Source organism: Microcoleus sp. Pol7_A1 (assembly GCF_036701085.1).
GTDB classification, from domain to species: domain Bacteria; phylum Cyanobacteriota; class Cyanobacteriia; order Cyanobacteriales; family Microcoleaceae; genus Microcoleus; species Microcoleus asticus.
Map to the genome: position 1 here is coordinate 79,019 of NZ_JAUBQD010000022.1, position 16,153 is coordinate 95,171.

General features: G+C 45.2%; 13 protein-coding genes. 8 read left to right on the top strand and 5 right to left on the bottom strand.

What is annotated here, in order from left to right:
• The first annotated feature begins 207 nt into the window (after positions 1 to 207).
• The 4 genes from QUA20_RS14775 (at position 208) to QUA20_RS14790 (ending at position 4,996) form a co-directional block, all read left to right on the top strand.
• Positions 208 to 1,212, top strand: a complete 1,005-nt coding sequence (locus QUA20_RS14775; protein WP_333189550.1) for a multicopper oxidase domain-containing protein — start codon at positions 208 to 210, stop codon at positions 1,210 to 1,212.
• A gap of 163 nt (positions 1,213 to 1,375) precedes the next feature.
• On the top strand, positions 1,376 to 2,404 hold the full coding sequence (locus tag QUA20_RS14780; protein WP_172186024.1) for a helix-hairpin-helix domain-containing protein: 1,029 nt from the start codon (positions 1,376 to 1,378) through the stop codon (positions 2,402 to 2,404).
• A gap of 86 nt (positions 2,405 to 2,490) precedes the next feature.
• Positions 2,491 to 3,435, top strand: a complete 945-nt coding sequence (locus QUA20_RS14785) for an FTR1 family protein (protein ID WP_333189552.1) — start codon at positions 2,491 to 2,493, stop codon at positions 3,433 to 3,435.
• An 88-nt stretch (positions 3,436 to 3,523) separates the two neighbouring features.
• Positions 3,524 to 4,996: an ATP-binding protein gene (locus QUA20_RS14790; RefSeq protein WP_333189553.1), complete on the top strand. Its 1,473-nt coding sequence runs from the start codon at positions 3,524 to 3,526 to the stop codon at positions 4,994 to 4,996.
• 91 nt (positions 4,997 to 5,087) lie between these two features.
• Here the strand turns inward: QUA20_RS14790 and QUA20_RS14795 are convergent, their stop codons facing one another.
• The 5 genes from QUA20_RS14795 to QUA20_RS14815 all read right to left on the bottom strand — a co-directional run bounded on the left by QUA20_RS14795 (position 5,088) and on the right by QUA20_RS14815 (position 12,195).
• Positions 5,088 to 5,567, bottom strand: coding sequence for a hypothetical protein (locus QUA20_RS14795; RefSeq protein WP_333189554.1), 480 nt, complete (start codon positions 5,565 to 5,567; stop codon positions 5,088 to 5,090).
• A gap of 39 nt (positions 5,568 to 5,606) precedes the next feature.
• Entirely contained in the window at positions 5,607 to 8,720 is a 3,114-nt protein-coding gene (locus QUA20_RS14800; RefSeq protein WP_333189555.1) for an efflux RND transporter permease subunit, read from the bottom strand.
• Between the two features lie 65 nt (positions 8,721 to 8,785).
• A complete protein-coding gene (locus QUA20_RS14805; protein ID WP_333189556.1) occupies positions 8,786 to 10,732 on the bottom strand; it encodes an efflux RND transporter periplasmic adaptor subunit in 1,947 nt (648 codons plus the stop codon).
• Positions 10,733 to 10,934: 202 nt separating this feature from the next.
• Positions 10,935 to 11,117, bottom strand: coding sequence for a hypothetical protein (locus QUA20_RS14810; RefSeq protein WP_333189557.1), 183 nt, complete (start codon positions 11,115 to 11,117; stop codon positions 10,935 to 10,937).
• Between the two features lie 358 nt (positions 11,118 to 11,475).
• Positions 11,476 to 12,195 carry a DUF305 domain-containing protein gene (locus tag QUA20_RS14815; RefSeq protein ID WP_333189558.1) on the bottom strand — a complete coding sequence of 240 codons (720 nt, stop codon included), beginning with the start codon at positions 12,193 to 12,195 and terminating at the stop codon, positions 11,476 to 11,478.
• A 322-nt stretch (positions 12,196 to 12,517) separates the two neighbouring features.
• On the opposite strand from QUA20_RS14815, the gene QUA20_RS14820 reads away from it, so the two are divergent.
• From QUA20_RS14820 to gloA, 4 genes are all read left to right on the top strand, one after another.
• Entirely contained in the window at positions 12,518 to 12,712 is a 195-nt protein-coding gene (locus QUA20_RS14820; RefSeq protein WP_333189559.1) for a heavy-metal-associated domain-containing protein, read from the top strand.
• Between the two features lie 36 nt (positions 12,713 to 12,748).
• A complete protein-coding gene (locus QUA20_RS14825; protein ID WP_333189560.1) occupies positions 12,749 to 15,004 on the top strand; it encodes a heavy metal translocating P-type ATPase in 2,256 nt (751 codons plus the stop codon).
• A 19-nt stretch (positions 15,005 to 15,023) separates the two neighbouring features.
• Positions 15,024 to 15,536 (top strand): cupredoxin domain-containing protein, encoded by a 513-nt coding sequence (locus tag QUA20_RS14830; protein ID WP_333189561.1) that lies wholly within the window; start codon positions 15,024 to 15,026, stop codon positions 15,534 to 15,536.
• Between the two features lie 110 nt (positions 15,537 to 15,646).
• On the top strand, positions 15,647 to 16,075 hold the full coding sequence (gloA, locus tag QUA20_RS14835; protein ID WP_333189562.1) for a lactoylglutathione lyase: 429 nt from the start codon (positions 15,647 to 15,649) through the stop codon (positions 16,073 to 16,075).
• Positions 16,076 to 16,153 lie beyond the last annotated feature (78 nt).

Consider the following 16,153-nt stretch of genomic DNA (forward strand, 5'->3'; position numbering starts at 1 on the left):
TTATGACGGAAACTAATTGGATCGCAAGCCCCCGGATTCATTCCAACGCGCAGGCTGACTGACGGGAATAAATCTAAAATCTAAAATCTAAAATCTAAAATCGATTGGCTTCGCAGAAAAAGATAACAGTTGACAATAATTGACAACAAGCTGGTAATGTCTTATAATCAACCACGAGGGAACTTTTGAGAATTATTATCAATAACTATGACAGATTTATCCGATCGTCCCGCCATTAAAAAGGCTGGGCGCTGGAGTCGCCGCCAACTGCTACAGCTAGGAATAGCTGGGGCTGGGGTAGCGGGGGGCGCGATCGCATTTCAACACTTGACTCGCAAACCGACATCAGTCGCGAGAATACCGCCCATACCCGCAGATGCACCCACCGTCAGCAATATCAACCCGATGCAAATTGCGCGGGATTTTGATTACGGCACGGTGACGCGCGAAAACGGGCGCACGGTTCGGGAATTTCGCCTGGAAGCTAATACTTCGATCGTCCAACTTAATAGCGCCGTCACTTTCAACACCTGGAACGTGAACAATCGCGTGCCGGGGCCGACATTGAGGGCAACAGAGGGCGATCGCATCCGCGTCATTTTTTATAACAAAGCCGGACATTCTCATTCGCTGCACTTTCACGGCGTTCATACCAGCGAAATGGATGGCGTTAAACCAGTGAAAAACGGTTCGGTATTTATTTATGAATTCGATGCCAATCCCTACGGAGTGCATCTATATCACTGCCATATTGCTCCTGTAACTCGCCATGTCGGTAAAGGACTTTATGGTATGTTCATCATCGATCCGCCAAAACCACGTCCTCCCGCAGATGAAATCATGTTAATCATGGGAGGATATGACGTAAACGATGACGAAAAAAACGAACTTTACGCTTTTAACGGGTTGCCAAATTATTACATGAACAACCCTATTTTTATCTATAAAAATCAGCTAATTCGGCTCTACGTTCTCAACCTGATCGAGTACGAAGCAGCAGTAACCTTCCACTTGCACGCCAACTTTTTTGACGTATATCGCACGGGAATGACTTTAACTCCCAGTGAAAGAACTGATGTCATCACTATGGGAGTAGCTGAAAGACATATCTTAGAATTTACCTACGGCTACGCCGGAAAATATATGTTTCATCCCCATCAAGATGCGATCGCCGAAGCTGGCTGCATGGGTGTATTTGAAGTCATTGCTTAACCCAAATCGCGGGCGAGGGGGCGCCGATTCTAATTAAGAAAGTATGAAATTATTTGACAAGCTCGATCGCAAATAGGTAAAATTAATAGCTCGCAAGTAATTGAGAATATTTATTAATAACTTGCGAGTTCAAATGCACATAACGTAAAAATTAGCAACTGCCATGTTATCAACTTTTCGTTTATTACCTACAGTCACTGCTACAGCCATCCTCGTTGCTCTGGCTGGTTGCGTTTCCCCCACAGCCAGCAACACCGACAGCACACCCTCACCCGCTGCTACAGCCAGTCCCGCATCCACAAGCGGTCACAGCGGGAATCACGGAGGAAAGCCCGGTATTAACATCAATACTGCCATTCTTTCGGAGTTAGATAAACTCGAAGCCAAGTTAGGAATACCGGCACTTTCTAACAAAATTCAAGCCAGCCGCCCTTACGGAAAAGTCGAAGAATTGGTTTCAAAAAATGTCATTACTCAAGCCCAATTCGACCAAATCAAAGACTTGGTAACTATTGAGGATATCGTACTCACAGGCGAAGCCAAAGATGTAGACTACATGACTAAACTCGGCTTGATGAAAGGGCATCTTTTCGTAGCCCAAGAACTCTTGGATCAAGGCAAACCCGACCAAGCAGAACCGCACATCGGGCATCCAGTCGAAGAAATTTATGCCGATGTGGAAGATCAGCTAAACGAGCGTAAAATTCCTGAATTTAAGGCTACTTTAATTAAATTGCAGGATTTAGTTAAAGCAGGTGCAAAAGATCCGGCTCAAGTGAATGCGGAATTTACCACATCGATGCAAGCTGTAGATGGAGCAATTGCCGCTCTTCCCGAAGCGCAGCGCAAAGATCCGAAATTCGTGCTGCAAGTGATTAACGGCTTGCTAGATACAGCTAATTCCGAATACGGAGCGGCAGTTGCTAACGGCAAAATTTCCGCAATTATTGAATACCAAGATTCGCGGGGTTTCGTCAGGTATGCGGAAATGCTGTACAAAGATATTGCGGATCAAGTGGCTAAAACTAGCCCGGAAACCGACAAAGCAATTGTTGCCAACATGACTGAGCTTAAGGAAAATTGGCCTACTGCGATCGCGCCTGCAGCCCCCGTAAAAACCACCGAACAAGTCAGCCAGCTAATTAAAACGATCGAAAGCGACAGCCAAAAAGTTCTCAAACCAGCCTCCTAAAAAATTAACTCTCATCAAGAGCGGTAATTGGTAAATAATCTGCCAATTACCTCCCTCATTAACCACTTCCATTCTACCATAAAAAGATGAATTTTAGCGAAGCATTACCCACATTTGTAATCACCCTCCGCGAAGGAGTAGAAGCCGCATTAGTTGTCGGAATTGTTCTAGCTTGCCTCAAAAAATCAGGGCAAAGTTATTTAAATCCTTGGGTTTTCGGCGGTGTTGCTGTAGGACTTATCGCCAGTGCTTTGATAGGTGTACTGTTCGGCTGGACTATTCAAATTTTGTCCGCATCCAATCAGCCTTTTGCACCAATTATGGAGTCGCTGCTAGAGGCAACCTTTGGGGTTTTAGCAATCGCAATGCTGAGCTGGATGCTGATTTGGATGACCAAGCAAGCGCGATTTATGAAAGCCGAAGTCGAAGGCGCCGTAAGTGCTGCCTTAACGCAAAATTCTCATGCCGGCTGGGGCGTATTTAGTTTAGTTTTGATTGCCGTTTTACGCGAAGGATTTGAAACCGTTTTGTTTGTCGTTGCCAAGTTTCAACAAGGGATTATGCCAGCGATTGGTGCTTTGGCGGGCATTCTCTCAGCCACCGGACTTGGTGTCCTGCTGTTTAAATGGGGAATAAAAATTAATATCCGCCTGTTTTTCAAATATATGGGCATTTTATTGCTCTTCATTGTAGCGGGTTTAGTGGTATCTACTTTGGGATTGTTTGACAGCGCGGTGAATATTTTATCGCAAGCAAATCGCGAGTCAGCAGCACTGTGTTTCTATTACGAAAGATTTGCCAAAGTGCACTCTTGCATTCTCGGGCCGATGGTGTGGAATACCTCAAAACTACTTCCCGAAGAAAAGTTTCCCGGTTTGTTGTTGAGTGCGTTGTTTGGCTACACGGATAAGCTCTATGTCGTGCAGGCGATCGCCTATTTAGTGTTTTTAGGTACTGTCGGTGGCATCTACTTCCAAAGTCTGGCAGGTAGAGTTTTCTTCCCATTCAAAAAAACACAGGCAACGAAATAGGAAATAAAGTGCGATCTCAATAAATGGTGCATTGATCTAATCGAGTATAATTTCGTAAAATTTGACCCGATTACCATCAAGGATTTTTATGATTGGCTTAGCAATTACTTCGGTTTTAGTCAACTCGGGAATGCCTAGTTGGAACTGGCTGCAAATTATCATCGTAGTTTCCTATTATGCAATTCCCACAATGCTAGTTTATGCCCTTTACAAAGGGCGAGATATCCCCTTTCAGTGGATGTTCCTGGTATTTGGAGCTTTCTTCGTCACCTGCGGCACAATCCACGTCATAGAAACATGGTATATTTGGTTTCCTGAATCTTTAGTGTCAGAGTTCATGAAAGCGATTACAGCTTTCGTAGCCGGAAGTTCAGTTTTGTTGCTATTAACATTGATGCCTTTTGCGCTGGCACTTCCCAGTCCTGCAAAGCTAGAAGCCGCCAACTTAGCATTAGAAAATGAGATTGCAGAACGCCGTAAAGCGGAGGCAGCACTTGCTGAACTAGCAGAAGTATTAGAACAGCGAGTGAAAGCAAGAACAGCCAAACTTTCCAGAGCAAATGCTTCTTTAAGTAAAGAAATTTTAGAGCGGAAAGCAGCCAAAAAAGCGCTGCTACAATCTGAGTTTCAACTGAGAGAAAAAGCCCAAGAACTAGAACTAGCTTTGCAACAACTCCAGGAAACCCAAGCTCAATTAGTACATACCGAAAAGTTATCAGCTTTGGGAGAACTGACAGCAGGAATTGCCCACGAAATTAACAATCCTATCAACTTTATTGGTGCAAATATCGCCTACGCCCGCAATTATGTTGAAGATTTATTGCGGTTAGTCAATTTATATGACAAATATTATCCCAATCCAGTAGCAGAAATCCAAGAAGAAATTGAGAAAGTAGAACTCAATTTTTTAAGGGAAGACTTGCCAAAACTCCTTTGTTCAATGAAGGTAGGAACTGACAGAATCTGCGTGATTGTTTCGTCGATGCGCAATTTTTCGCGTTTAGACACAGACGGTATGAGTTTTGCTTCCATTCACGAAGGAATAGACAGTACCCTGCTAATTCTCCAGCACCGACTGAAAGCAAATGGCAAAAGCCCAGATATTCAACTGATTAAAGAGTACGGCGATTTACCGCTGGTTGAATGTTATGCAGGGCAACTAAATCAGGTATTCATGAACATTATCAGTAATGCCATTGATGTTTTGCGAGACACTTCTAATTCGCCTGTTTTGAATAGCCAGAGAAGCATTCCTAGCATTCAGATTAGCACAGAAGTGGCGGAAGGCGATCGGGCAATCATCCGCATTTCCGACAACGGCCCTGGCATGACTGAAGAAGTCAAAGATAAAATATTTAATCACTTTTTTACCACAAAACCCGCCGGTAAAGGAACGGGTTTAGGGTTATCAATTAGCAGCCAAATTGTTCGAGAAAAGCACTGTGGCTGCTTGGAGTGCCTTTCGGGACTTGGAGAAGGTACGGAATTTGTAATTTCGCTGCCAATAACGCAGAAGCGCCTTGAAACTAGCAGATTAGTGGAAATGCCGGAGGCAGTTTGAATTCCCGGTAGATTTCAAATTGCAACTTGAACTAATTGATTCAAATTTTTGACAATTTAAATGATTAAGACTGCATTAATCAATCAGCTATCTATTGATTGAAGGTAAAACGACCGTCAACTTTTTCTCCGTTAATATCCGCAGTCACTTTCACGGGATAACTTCCTGCATCTTTGCCGGGAAACACCACAGCGTAATGTTTGCCCTCAGCATCGTATTTGAAAGCTAGGGTTTGCTGCTTTCCATTCGGCAACTGCACTTGAGCCGTCACCTTCGCATTAGGAACTGGTTCCTTTTTATCCCCTTTTTGCAAAAAAAGATCTAAATGAGTTCCGGTAGCTTCTTTTTTAGGTACAAACTCTAAATGGTAAGCTCCAGACTCCACGACTTGCCCCCCTTGAGTTGCTGTTGCAGGATCAGTGGCGGGAGTAGAAGACGCAGGTTGAGAGGCGACAGGAGGGGATGCTGGAGTGGTATTTGGATCCGTTGCTTGGTCGCCTTGACTGCAAGCTCCCAAAAACAGCAATCCGACACTACCTAGAACAATTAAATTTGACTTGAGCAATTTCATTGGTTTGACTCCTTGCTGACTGACAATAATTAGAAAATATCACACATTAACTACCTTCCCGTCTTCAACAACTGGCTGAGGTTGTTGAGGGCGTAAGAAATGCCCGAATTGAGCATACAAAGCTGGCAAAACTAACAGAGTTAAGGCTGTAGAAGTAAATAATCCTCCTAAAACTACTACTGACAGCGGTTGGAGGATTTCTTTGCCCGCCCCGCCTTCTAAGACTAAAGGTGCTAAACCCAAAGCTGAAGTTAAAGCAGTCATGAGGATGGCGTTGAGCCGTTCCATCGAGCCTTGAATAATTGCTTCCTTAAAAGGCAGTCCTTCGGCAAACTTAGAGTTGTAGTTGTCTACTAATAACAAGCCGTTGCGGGTAGCAACGCCGAATAATGTGACAAAGCCAACCAGGGAAGCTACGGAAATTATACCGCCCGTCAAAGCTACAGAAATTACTCCTCCCACTAATCCGATCGGCAAATTAATCATAATCATAGCAGTTGAAGGAATTGACTTGACGGACAAGTACATCAATACTGTAATTACCAAAAAGGCGATCGCACTAAATATGATAATATTTTGCGAAGCTCTTTGCTCAGCTTCAAATTGACCGCCGTACTGGATAAAATAGCCAAAAGGCAACTGCACCTCTCGTTTTACTTTAGCTTGAATTTCATTCACAACCGATCGCAAATCCCTACCTTTAGCATTCGCCGCCGCCACAATCAAGCGAGAAACATTCTCGCGATTAATCGTATTTGGACCCGTACCGTATTTGACAGTAGCAACTTGGGCCAGGGGAATTTTGTTGCCGTTCGGAGTATCAACCAACAAATTCTGAATAGTTTCTAAGTTATTTCGATCTTCAGGCTGCAACCAAACAACTAAGTCAAAAGTTTGCTGCACCTCCAAAACTTGAGAAACAACCTTGCCGTTCAAAGCTGTTTCAATTATTTCAGAAAGCTCTCCGATTTTCAAACCGTATCTACCCGCAGCTTGGCGGTTAAATTTAATTTGAATTTGTTGCACTGGCACCTGCGGTTCGAGTTGCAAATCCACAATTCCCTCAACTGTTTTCATTTGCTCTTCTACTTGGGCACCGATGCTGCGAAGTTGATCCAAATCAGGGCCAAAGATTTTAACAGCAATCTGACTTCTGACACCAGATAAAACCTCATCCATCCGGTGAGAAATAAAACCGCCGATATTTGGTGCAACTCCCGGCAATCTAGCAAATTCCTGCCGCAGCGACTCCAAAGTTTTCGGCCTGTTTTTCATCCCTTCCTCGCTCAAACCGATATCGATGTGAGCTAAATTGACTCCCGCAGCATCAGCATCTCCCGGAGCTCTGCCCGATCGCACTTGCACGTATTCAAACCTGCTATCATCCTTAAGTGCATCTTCAATAGCAAAAGCCGCGCTATCTGTTGTCTCCAAAGACACCCCCGGATAAAGCTGAATAGTATTCACCAAAGTTTGCTCCTGAAACTCCGGCAAAAACACCCGTCCAAAAGATGGCAAAATAATTAATGCAGCCACCATACTAGCAGCAGCAAAAGCTAAAATAATCCCCGAATAACGCATTGACAATTTTATCAAAAAATGATATATTTTTTTGCAAAGTCTCGGCAGCCAAGGTTCCGCAGCACTCATACGTTTGTTAGGCAACAAGATAGCGCAAAGGGCCGGAGATATTAACAGCGATTCCAGACTAGAAATCACAACAACTACCAGATAAGTAATCCCCATCGGCGTAAAAATCCGACCTTCTACACCGGGCAAAGTAAAAATAGGAGAAAACACCACAATCCCAATAACAGTCGCTCCAATTAACGAATCGCGCACCTCCTGACTGCCGTCAAAAATCACATCCATCACCGGACGCGGATGAAGAGAAGACGTATTTTCTCTCAAATTGCGGTAGGTATTTTCCGCATAGACGATCGCATCGTCGATCGCAGTGCCGATCGCCACCGACAAACCCCCCAAAGTCATCGTATTTAGCCCCAGCCCCAGCCAATACATCGCCAGCAGCGCCAACAGCCAAGTCAGAAAGAAATCCAGCAAAACAACCGCCAGAGTGCGCCAATTCATCAAAAACGGGATGAGAATAAGGGTGACGATAATGCTGCCTTCAACTAAAGCCGATCGCACATTCTCCACCGAGGAATTAATATATTCTTCCTGTCGAAAAGTCACAGTAACTTTAATATCTTTGGGCAGAGCTTGCTGCACCTCAGCCATTGCTGCCTCAACCGCTTTAGTTACAGTCGGAGTATCAGCAACTGGCTGTCTGTTTACCATCACAATCACAGCTTTTTTGCCGTTAAAACTGCCATCGCCCCGCTTGATTGCAGCACCAATTTTGACATCAGCTACATCACCAATTCTGACGGGCGTTCCGTGGCGAGAGTCGATCGCAGATTGCTGCAAATCTTCCAGAGACTCAATCCGCCCCACCCCCCGGATTAAAGTTTCTCGATCCGGCGTAATTAAATACCCCCCCGGCGCGTTAACATTCGCAGCCGCCGCCGCTTCAGCTACTTGCTGCAACGACACATTAAAAGCTTTCAACTTTGCAGGTTCTACTAATACTTGATACTGCCTTTCTTCGCCGCCGTAAGCCACCACTTGAGCAACGCCAGTCACTGCCAAAAGCCGATTTGTGACTTGCCAATCAACAAGACGGCGCACTTCCATCAAAGGAGTAGTTTCTGATGTGAAAGCATAGGTGATAACCGTACCGACAGGAGAAGTTGTCGGAGAAATTTGCGGTGTTTCTACCCCAGCCGGGAGTTTGCTTTGAGCTTGCTGCAACCGTTCTGTTATCAACTGCCGCGCTTGATAAATTTCAGTTCCCCAATCAAAGATTACCTTAACCGCAGAAAGGCCCACAGCCGAAGACGATCGCACTGCTGTCACCCCAGGAGTTCCGTTAATCGCACTTTCAATTGGCAGTGTTACCAAAGACTCGATTTCTTCCGGCGCAAGCCCCGGTGCTTCCGTCTGAATTTCGACTTGCGGGGGTGCAAAAGGAGGGAAGACATCAAGCGACATTTGGGGGATGATATACAATGTCCACAGACTAACAATAATGGTAGCGATAACAACTAGCCAGCGGCGGTTAATTACCCATCTAAGAATTGTGCTGAACATTTAAGTAAGTTTGATATAATAAAAGCAGATTTGTGCAAATTAAATTGCTATCTTCAAGCAATTGCTTACTTCAAAGTCTTGACTTCTGCCTCTTGAGTTTTAACGTGATGGTTGTCATTGTGTAACAGCAGTTCATTTTGCAACGCCGGTGCAGAGGCGGAAAAACTATTGTTCGCGGCATAGTTTCCAGAATCCGCTGCTATTGCTGGCAATTTGCGCCGATTTCCCCACAACACGCCGGCTGTGAAAGTCAGGGATGCGATCGCAACTCCTCCCCCTATTCCCGCCCACCATAAAGACACGGGTAAATTATTCAAATTAACCTCTGTTACCTTTGGAGATGCCTCTTTTTTTGCCTCGTCTTTTGAGGGCTTGCTGCCGCCCCGCAAAGATTGTGCGTAAAGTTGAGGTGCTCGCTGCGTTACTATCAAATCTCCCTCGAATAAACCCCTCTTCACTTCAACTAAATCTCCGGCCGTTTGACCGAGTTCAATTTCAACCGCTTGATAAGCATTGCCATTTTGGACGTAAACGGTTTTTTTACCGCTAACATCCACTACCGCCGCACTCGGAATTGCTAAAATATTTGTGGCAGTTTTGTCGGTTAAAATCTCCAACTCAGCAAACAGTCCCGGTTTTAATTCGCCGTTAATATTATCTAGTTCCGCTTTCACCGGCACAACCCGCGTTTCTCCTTCCACTGATGACCCAATTAAGGCAATTTTTCCATTGAAAGTGCGATCGGGTAAGTTAGCGACTTTTACCCTGACTTCCTGACCCTGTTTTACTTGATTCAGGTCTTTTTCGTAAATATTGGCTGTGGCAAAAACGCGACTGTCATTTAACAGACTCATCAACGGTTTTTCAGCGTTTACTGACTCTCCTGGGGTGATTTCGCGATCGGCTACCGTCCCGGAAATCGAAGCAACTACGGTAACGAGTCCTCGATCGTTGGCAACCGTTCCTAATTGTTGCAGCCGCGCTTGATAGGCTGCGTCAGCCAAGCGAATACGCGACTGAGCGACTTCGACGGCAGTTTTGCCGCGTTTGAGTTGGTTCTCAGCTTCTAGGACTTCCCGGCGACTCTGAGCTCTGGTAAGTTGAGCTTTTGCTTCTGCTACTCTGCCTTGAGATTCCCGCAATTCCCGCATTGGGAGGTCTACTTCGGCTTGTTTAATTTCGGTTTGGGCTTTGATAACTTCAGGACGGCTTTTTGCTTTAGCAACAGTGGCTTTTGCTTCGGCAAAATGGGCTTGCGATTCCAGCATTGTGCGCCGCGCGATCGCCCCTGATGCCGCTAATTCTTTGTCGCGATCGAACTGTTCTTTGGCAACAGTTAATTCCGTTTCTGCCCGCGCTATTTCGGCTTGCGCTATTTCAACTTGACGCTGATAGTTTTCTTGAGCGGCTTGCACCACGGAACGCTTGTTTACTAATTCTTGTTCTTGCTGGTACTGCTTAGTTACTGCTGTCAATTGGGTTTGGGCTTGGGCGATTTCTGCTGCGGATATTTGAAGTTGGCGATCGTAATTTTCTCGTGCTAGTTTGAAATCTCCTTCCGCCTGCTGCAAATCTGCCTCAGCTTCGGCACGTTTCGAGAGAGATTCAACCCGCAACTGTCCTAATTCTGAACTCGATAAAACCGCAACGGGTTGACCTTTTGATACTTTGTCTCCAGGCTTCACCAGTAACTCTACTACTTTGCCAGCAACAGGAGCCGTCACTTCTACTTTTTGGTTGGGCAAAGTTTCAATTTGTCCTGTGGTTTTGATGCCGATATCTAGTCTCTGGCGGGCGGCAGGGGAGATTTTAATTCCTAACCGTTTTGCTGTTTCGGCATCCACAGAAATAGCAGCAGGAGTTTGAGGTGTTTCGCTGCTTTGGTGAAATTCATTTCCGTGGCCAGCGTGGGCAAAAACTGCGGCGGGAGAAGTTAGCAAAATTAGGCTGAACAAAATTCCAGAAAAGCTGCTAATAATTGCCGGAGACTGAGCATATTTGTGAAATATCATCGTTGGTCTTGTCCTTGAAATCAGGTTGAGTACCACAGGTTTAACGGTTGGTATTTTGCCAATGTAAGTAAGTGATAACACTTAAGTAAAGCTACTTATTAGCATTTTCCAAGAAGCGACCGCTAAGCAATGACCGAGAGCTAGAAATGCTCTACTCAACCTAGTATTTCACGGTCAAATGAAATTAGGATGAAATTTCGCATCAGCAGCCCAGATGCCCACCGGCTTCTAAAATACGAAGATAAGTTTCGCCTAATGACAAGCAATTTTGCTGTAGATTTTTTTCCGGTTTTTTTATCTCTGCTTGCGCTTCAATTTCGTTTGTTAATGCGCTCACTAGCTCCTCTACGGCTGCATTTGATTTATAAGTTGTGTTTAATTCCAAGCTGCTCAAGATCATGAACTACCCCCTCTATATAGCTTTTTGCTGATTGGTCTACTACTTTAGAGGTAGGGTCGAGCCGTTGTCTACAGTATTCTTACGTAACTTTCTACTACTTTAGAGGTAGGGTGGCTCAATTATCTACAGTATGTGTAGGTAATCTCGGAAACTGAGGTGGAGTCAGACAAATGCTGACAGCCACAGTCGAACTACATTACTTTGTCTACCAAGGTTGCCGCCACTTTTTCATTTGCTCAATTTCTTGCTTTTGTGAAGCAAGTATTTTCGGAACTCTTGAGCTACTGTGATTAATGTCACTCATTTTTGGGATTTGGGTCACGTTTTGTTGAGGGGCTCTAAATTACTGTTTGTACCAAGCTTGTCGCCACTGTTTCATTTGCTCAATTTCTTGCTTTTGCGAACTCAGAATTTCTTGAGACAATTTCTTCATTTCCGGCCGTTTTGATTTCTTCAAAGCATCTTCAGCCATCACTAAAGCTCCCTCGTGGTGAGGAATCATCGCATTGATAAACCGCAAATCAAACTGGTCGTCAGCAGCACCTAAATCCATGCTCATCATCATGCTTTGCATCTGTTCGGGAGTCATTGGCATCATGTGACCCATTTGAGCGTGATAAGCCATCGGCGTACTGCTGGCTTTGGGATACCAAGTTTTTCGCCACTCTTTCATTTGATTGATTTCGCGGTTCTGAGCAGCAATTATGTTATTTGCTAGTTTTTTCATTTCGGGGCGTTTTGATTTATTCAGCATCTCTTTTGCCATGTTTACAGCACCTTGATGGTGTACTGTCATCCCATCAATAAATCGCAAATCGTAGTCGGTATCAGCAGGGCCTAAATCCATTGACATATTGTGATTCATGCCATGATTCATCCCACCCATGCCGCCGCCTTGTGCCGCGTCTTGCTTGTTGTTTGCTGCGGTTGCAGCCGTAACATTAGGGGCTTGAGTTTCGCTGGAAGGGGCTTTGGAACAAGCTGCAAGCACTCCACTGGTTAAAGCGGCTGTGGCGGTCAATATCAGCGCTGCAAAGCCTGTTTTTAATGAAATTTGTTTCATAGAGCTTATATCCTTAAAACGACCATTTATCTTCAGCTTTTCACATATAAATGAAATTAGGATGAAATTTTTTAATCTGACTTGTAAAGAATTATTACTATGCAGCCGATCGCACTCACAGTTAAGATTTACAGAACTCTCTTGAACGTAATTAGGTAGGGTGCAGAGTGCGCGCCTTACCCCTATGGGTAGCGTCTCAAACCACTTTTTTCATAATTCCTGATTTATTTTGCAATTCCCCTTGACTCTCCTGTGTACTGGAGACTTTACAATGGAGTTAATTCATTGATTGAGCAGAGTAGTTTCTGCTGAGGTTCAAATTATGACTTTACAGCTAAAAGTTCCTAAGATGGCTTGTTCTGCTTGTGCGACTACGATCGCCAAAGCAGTCCAAGGCATTGACTCAGCCTCCACGGTTGAGGCGGATCTCAAGACAAAATTGGTCACAATTCAAACAGCTAAGTCGGAAAGTGAAGTTAGGAAAGCGATCGCATCTGCTGGCTATCCAGCCATTTAAACACAGGAGGTAATTGTATAATTTAGGAGGGCATCTATGGACAATCTCACACTTAAATTGCGGGGCATGAGTTGTGCTTCTTGTGCTTCCTCTATCGAACAAGCAATTCAATCTGTTCCCGGCGTACTTGAGTGTCAGGTAAATTTTGGGATGGAACAAGCAACCATCCAATACGACTCCAAGCAAACCAACTTAGAAACAATTCAATCGGCTGTTGATGCTGCGGGATACCAAGCTTTGCCGCTTCCAGAAATGGCTGCCACAGAGGATGATTCAGAACAAGCCGATCGCAAATCTGAATCTCAAACCTTGCAGCGGAAACTCTGGACAGCAGGTATCATCAGCATCCTGCTGGTTGTGGGTGCTATTCCGGCGATGACGGGCTTGCACCTGCCATTTATTCCCGCGTGGCTGCACAATTTTTGGCTGCAATTAGTGCTAACATCCCCCGTACAATTTTGGTGCGGCAAATCGTTTTATGTGGGAGCTTGGAAATCCCTAAAACGGCGTGTAGCGACAATGGATACCCTGATTGCTTTGGGTACGAGTGCTGCTTACTTTTATTCTGTATTTGTGACATTTTTTCCTGGTTTATTCACCGCCCAAGGTTTGACTCCGGGCGTTTACTACGAAGTTGCCGCTAGCGTTGTCGCCTTAATTTTGTTGGGGAAAACCCTAGAAAACCGGGCGAAGGGAGAGACTTCGGAGGCAATTCGCAAACTCATGGGTTTGCAAGCAAAAACTGCTCGGATAATTCGCAACGGGGAAGAGTTGGAAGTGCCGATCGCCAAAGTGGAAATTGGCGACATCGTGCAGGTGCGGCCCGGCGAGCAAATCCCCGTAGACGGAGAGGTAATTGAGGGTGCTTCGACAGTAGACGAAGCAATGGTTACGGGAGAAAGTTTGCCTGTCAAAAAGCAGCTTGGCGACGAAGTTATCGGAGCGACAATTAACAAAACTGGCAGCTTCAAGTTTCGGGCGACAAGAGTTGGCAAAGATACATTTTTAGCTCAAATTGTCAAGATGGTGCAGGACGCACAGGGTTCAAAAGCACCGATTCAAAAGTTAGCAGACCAAGTGACTGGTTGGTTTGTTCCCGCAGTAATTGCCATCGCTTTAGCTACTTTTATTATCTGGTTTAACGCGACTGGCAACTTCACTCTAGCTACAGTGACAATGGTGGAAGTGCTGATTATAGCCTGTCCTTGCGCTTTGGGTTTGGCGACTCCGACTGCTGTGATGGTGGGAACTGGTAAAGGTGCAGAAAACGGGATTTTAATCAAAGGAGCGGAGAGTTTAGAATTGGCTCACAAAATCCAAATTATCGTGTTAGATAAAACTGGAACTCTCACAGAAGGCAAGCCGACTGTAACTGATTTTGTGACAATTAAAGGAACGGCGGACAGCAATGAGTTAAAGTTGCTGCAATTGGCGGCGTCTGTAGAGCGAAATTCGGAGCATCCTTTGGGGGAAGCTGTTGTGAGGTACGCTCACTCTCAAGAGGTTAATTTGACGGATGTTAAGAATTTTGAGGCGATCGCGGGGAGTGGAGTGCGCGGGGTTGTAGGCGGAAAGTCGATCGCCCTGGGAACGCTGAGGTGGATGCAGGAACTAGGCTGCGATACTGAATATCTGGAACTGCGCGCCAGAGCTTTGGAAGCTGCGAGCAAAACGGTTGTTTGGATGGCTGTAGATGGCAAAATAGAGGCAATTCTGGGCATTGCTGATGCCCTCAAACCCTCGTCAGCGCAGGCAGTGAAAGCACTTCAAAAACTCGGTTTGGAGGTGGCGATGCTGACTGGGGACAACCGCGCGACGGCGGAGTCGATCGCCCAATCTGTGGGCATTACTCGCGTTTTTGCCGAAGTTAGACCCGACCAAAAAGCAGCTCAAATTCAAGCCCTGCAAGGCGAAGGAAAAATTGTCGCGATGGTGGGAGACGGGATTAACGATGCACCGGCTTTGGCCTTAGCAGACGTGGGAATTGCGATCGGCACCGGCACAGATGTGGCGATCGCCGCCAGCGACATTACCTTAATTTCAGGAGATTTGCAAGGTATAGTTACAGCAATTAAACTTTCCCGCGCCACCATGCGGAACATCCGCGAAAATCTGTTTTTTGCGTTTATTTATAACATCGCTGGAATACCGATCGCGGCGGGCATTTTGTTCCCCCTGTTTGGCTGGCTGCTAAATCCAATTATCGCTGGTGCAGCAATGGCTTTCAGTTCAGTATCTGTAGTTAGTAATGCTTTGCGATTGCGGAATTTTAACCCAAAATCTATTGCCTAAATTTGGAGGAATTAGAAAAATGTTACAGCATCGTCAAATTTGGGGAAGTCTCGCGAGTTTAGGGCTGGTGATGGGAATGGCATCGGGAGTTCAAGCTTCCAAAATGTCCGTCCAGCATTCTACTTCAACGACTCAATTCCGCAGCATTGAACAGCCACTAGGTTTAAAAGTTGGCGTAACAATAGGTGGTTTGACATTAATAGGTTTGGAATTGTGGTGGTTTTTATTCAGTAAAGCTAAAGGGCAGCAAGCTGAATCTATTCAGGGGATACAAGAGTTGGATATTACTGTAGACGGGGGTTATGAGCCTGCCACTGTAGTTGTGGAAGCGGGTAAATTAGTCCGGCTCAATTTCTTGAGGCGCGACCCCAATAGTTGTCTGGAAAAAGTGTTGTTACCAGATTTTCACATTGTGCGCGAATTACCTCTAAATCAGGTGACGGCTGTTGAATTCACCCCTCAAAAATCTGGACGATACCTATTTACTTGCGGCATGAATATGTTTCGGGGTGTGGTGGAAGTACAAAGCTAAATCAAATAGACAGTTATCAACCTGCGGCAATGGCGACGGTTGAGGCGCGAGTTTTTTCAGCAAGAAATCGCTAAAATAGATGAAAGCTTAAAAAATTTGGAGTGAGCTAAATGCAACTACTACACACGATGCTCCGAGTCGGCAACCTGGAAGAGTCCCTCAAATTTTACACCGAGGTTCTGGGCATGAAATTGCTGCGGAAAAAGGACTATCCAGACGGTAAATTTACTCTGGCTTTTGTGGGCTACGGTGATGAATCAGACACTACAGTTTTGGAGTTAACATACAACTGGGGCGTCACAGAGTACAATTTGGGTGATGCTTACGGTCATATTGCGATCGGAGTTGACGACATTTACGGTACTTGCGAAGAAATTAAAGCTCGCGGCAGTAAAGTTAGTCGGGAACCGGGCCCGATGAAGCACGGTTCAACTGTAATCGCTTTTGTGGAAGACCCAGATGGATATAAAGTTGAATTAATTCAACTGGCAAATCAAGGTAGCAACACCCAGAAAGTAGCAGCAACAGCCGCATCCTAACGGGAGCGTGTCACTTTTGCGACAAGTATAAATACTCAAAACAAGTGGGGCAAAGGTTTTGAGCTATTGTTGGCAAAA

Excerpts from the sequence above, each read along its gene's own strand:
- QUA20_RS14775 (WP_333189550.1), top strand. The coding sequence starts at position 208 with ATGACAGATTTATCCGATCGTCCCGCCATTAAAAAGGCTGGGCGCTGG.
- QUA20_RS14780 (WP_172186024.1), top strand. The coding sequence starts at position 1,376 with ATGTTATCAACTTTTCGTTTATTACCTACAGTCACTGCTACAGCCATC.
- QUA20_RS14785 (WP_333189552.1), top strand. The coding sequence starts at position 2,491 with ATGAATTTTAGCGAAGCATTACCCACATTTGTAATCACCCTCCGCGAA.
- QUA20_RS14790 (WP_333189553.1), top strand. The coding sequence starts at position 3,524 with ATGATTGGCTTAGCAATTACTTCGGTTTTAGTCAACTCGGGAATGCCT.
- QUA20_RS14795 (WP_333189554.1), bottom strand. The coding sequence starts at position 5,567 with ATGAAATTGCTCAAGTCAAATTTAATTGTTCTAGGTAGTGTCGGATTG.
- QUA20_RS14800 (WP_333189555.1), bottom strand. The coding sequence starts at position 8,720 with ATGTTCAGCACAATTCTTAGATGGGTAATTAACCGCCGCTGGCTAGTT.
- QUA20_RS14805 (WP_333189556.1), bottom strand. The coding sequence starts at position 10,732 with ATGATATTTCACAAATATGCTCAGTCTCCGGCAATTATTAGCAGCTTT.
- QUA20_RS14815 (WP_333189558.1), bottom strand. The coding sequence starts at position 12,195 with ATGAAACAAATTTCATTAAAAACAGGCTTTGCAGCGCTGATATTGACC.
- QUA20_RS14820 (WP_333189559.1), top strand. The coding sequence starts at position 12,518 with ATGACTTTACAGCTAAAAGTTCCTAAGATGGCTTGTTCTGCTTGTGCG.
- QUA20_RS14825 (WP_333189560.1), top strand. The coding sequence starts at position 12,749 with ATGGACAATCTCACACTTAAATTGCGGGGCATGAGTTGTGCTTCTTGT.
- QUA20_RS14830 (WP_333189561.1), top strand. The coding sequence starts at position 15,024 with ATGTTACAGCATCGTCAAATTTGGGGAAGTCTCGCGAGTTTAGGGCTG.
- gloA (WP_333189562.1), top strand. The coding sequence starts at position 15,647 with ATGCAACTACTACACACGATGCTCCGAGTCGGCAACCTGGAAGAGTCC.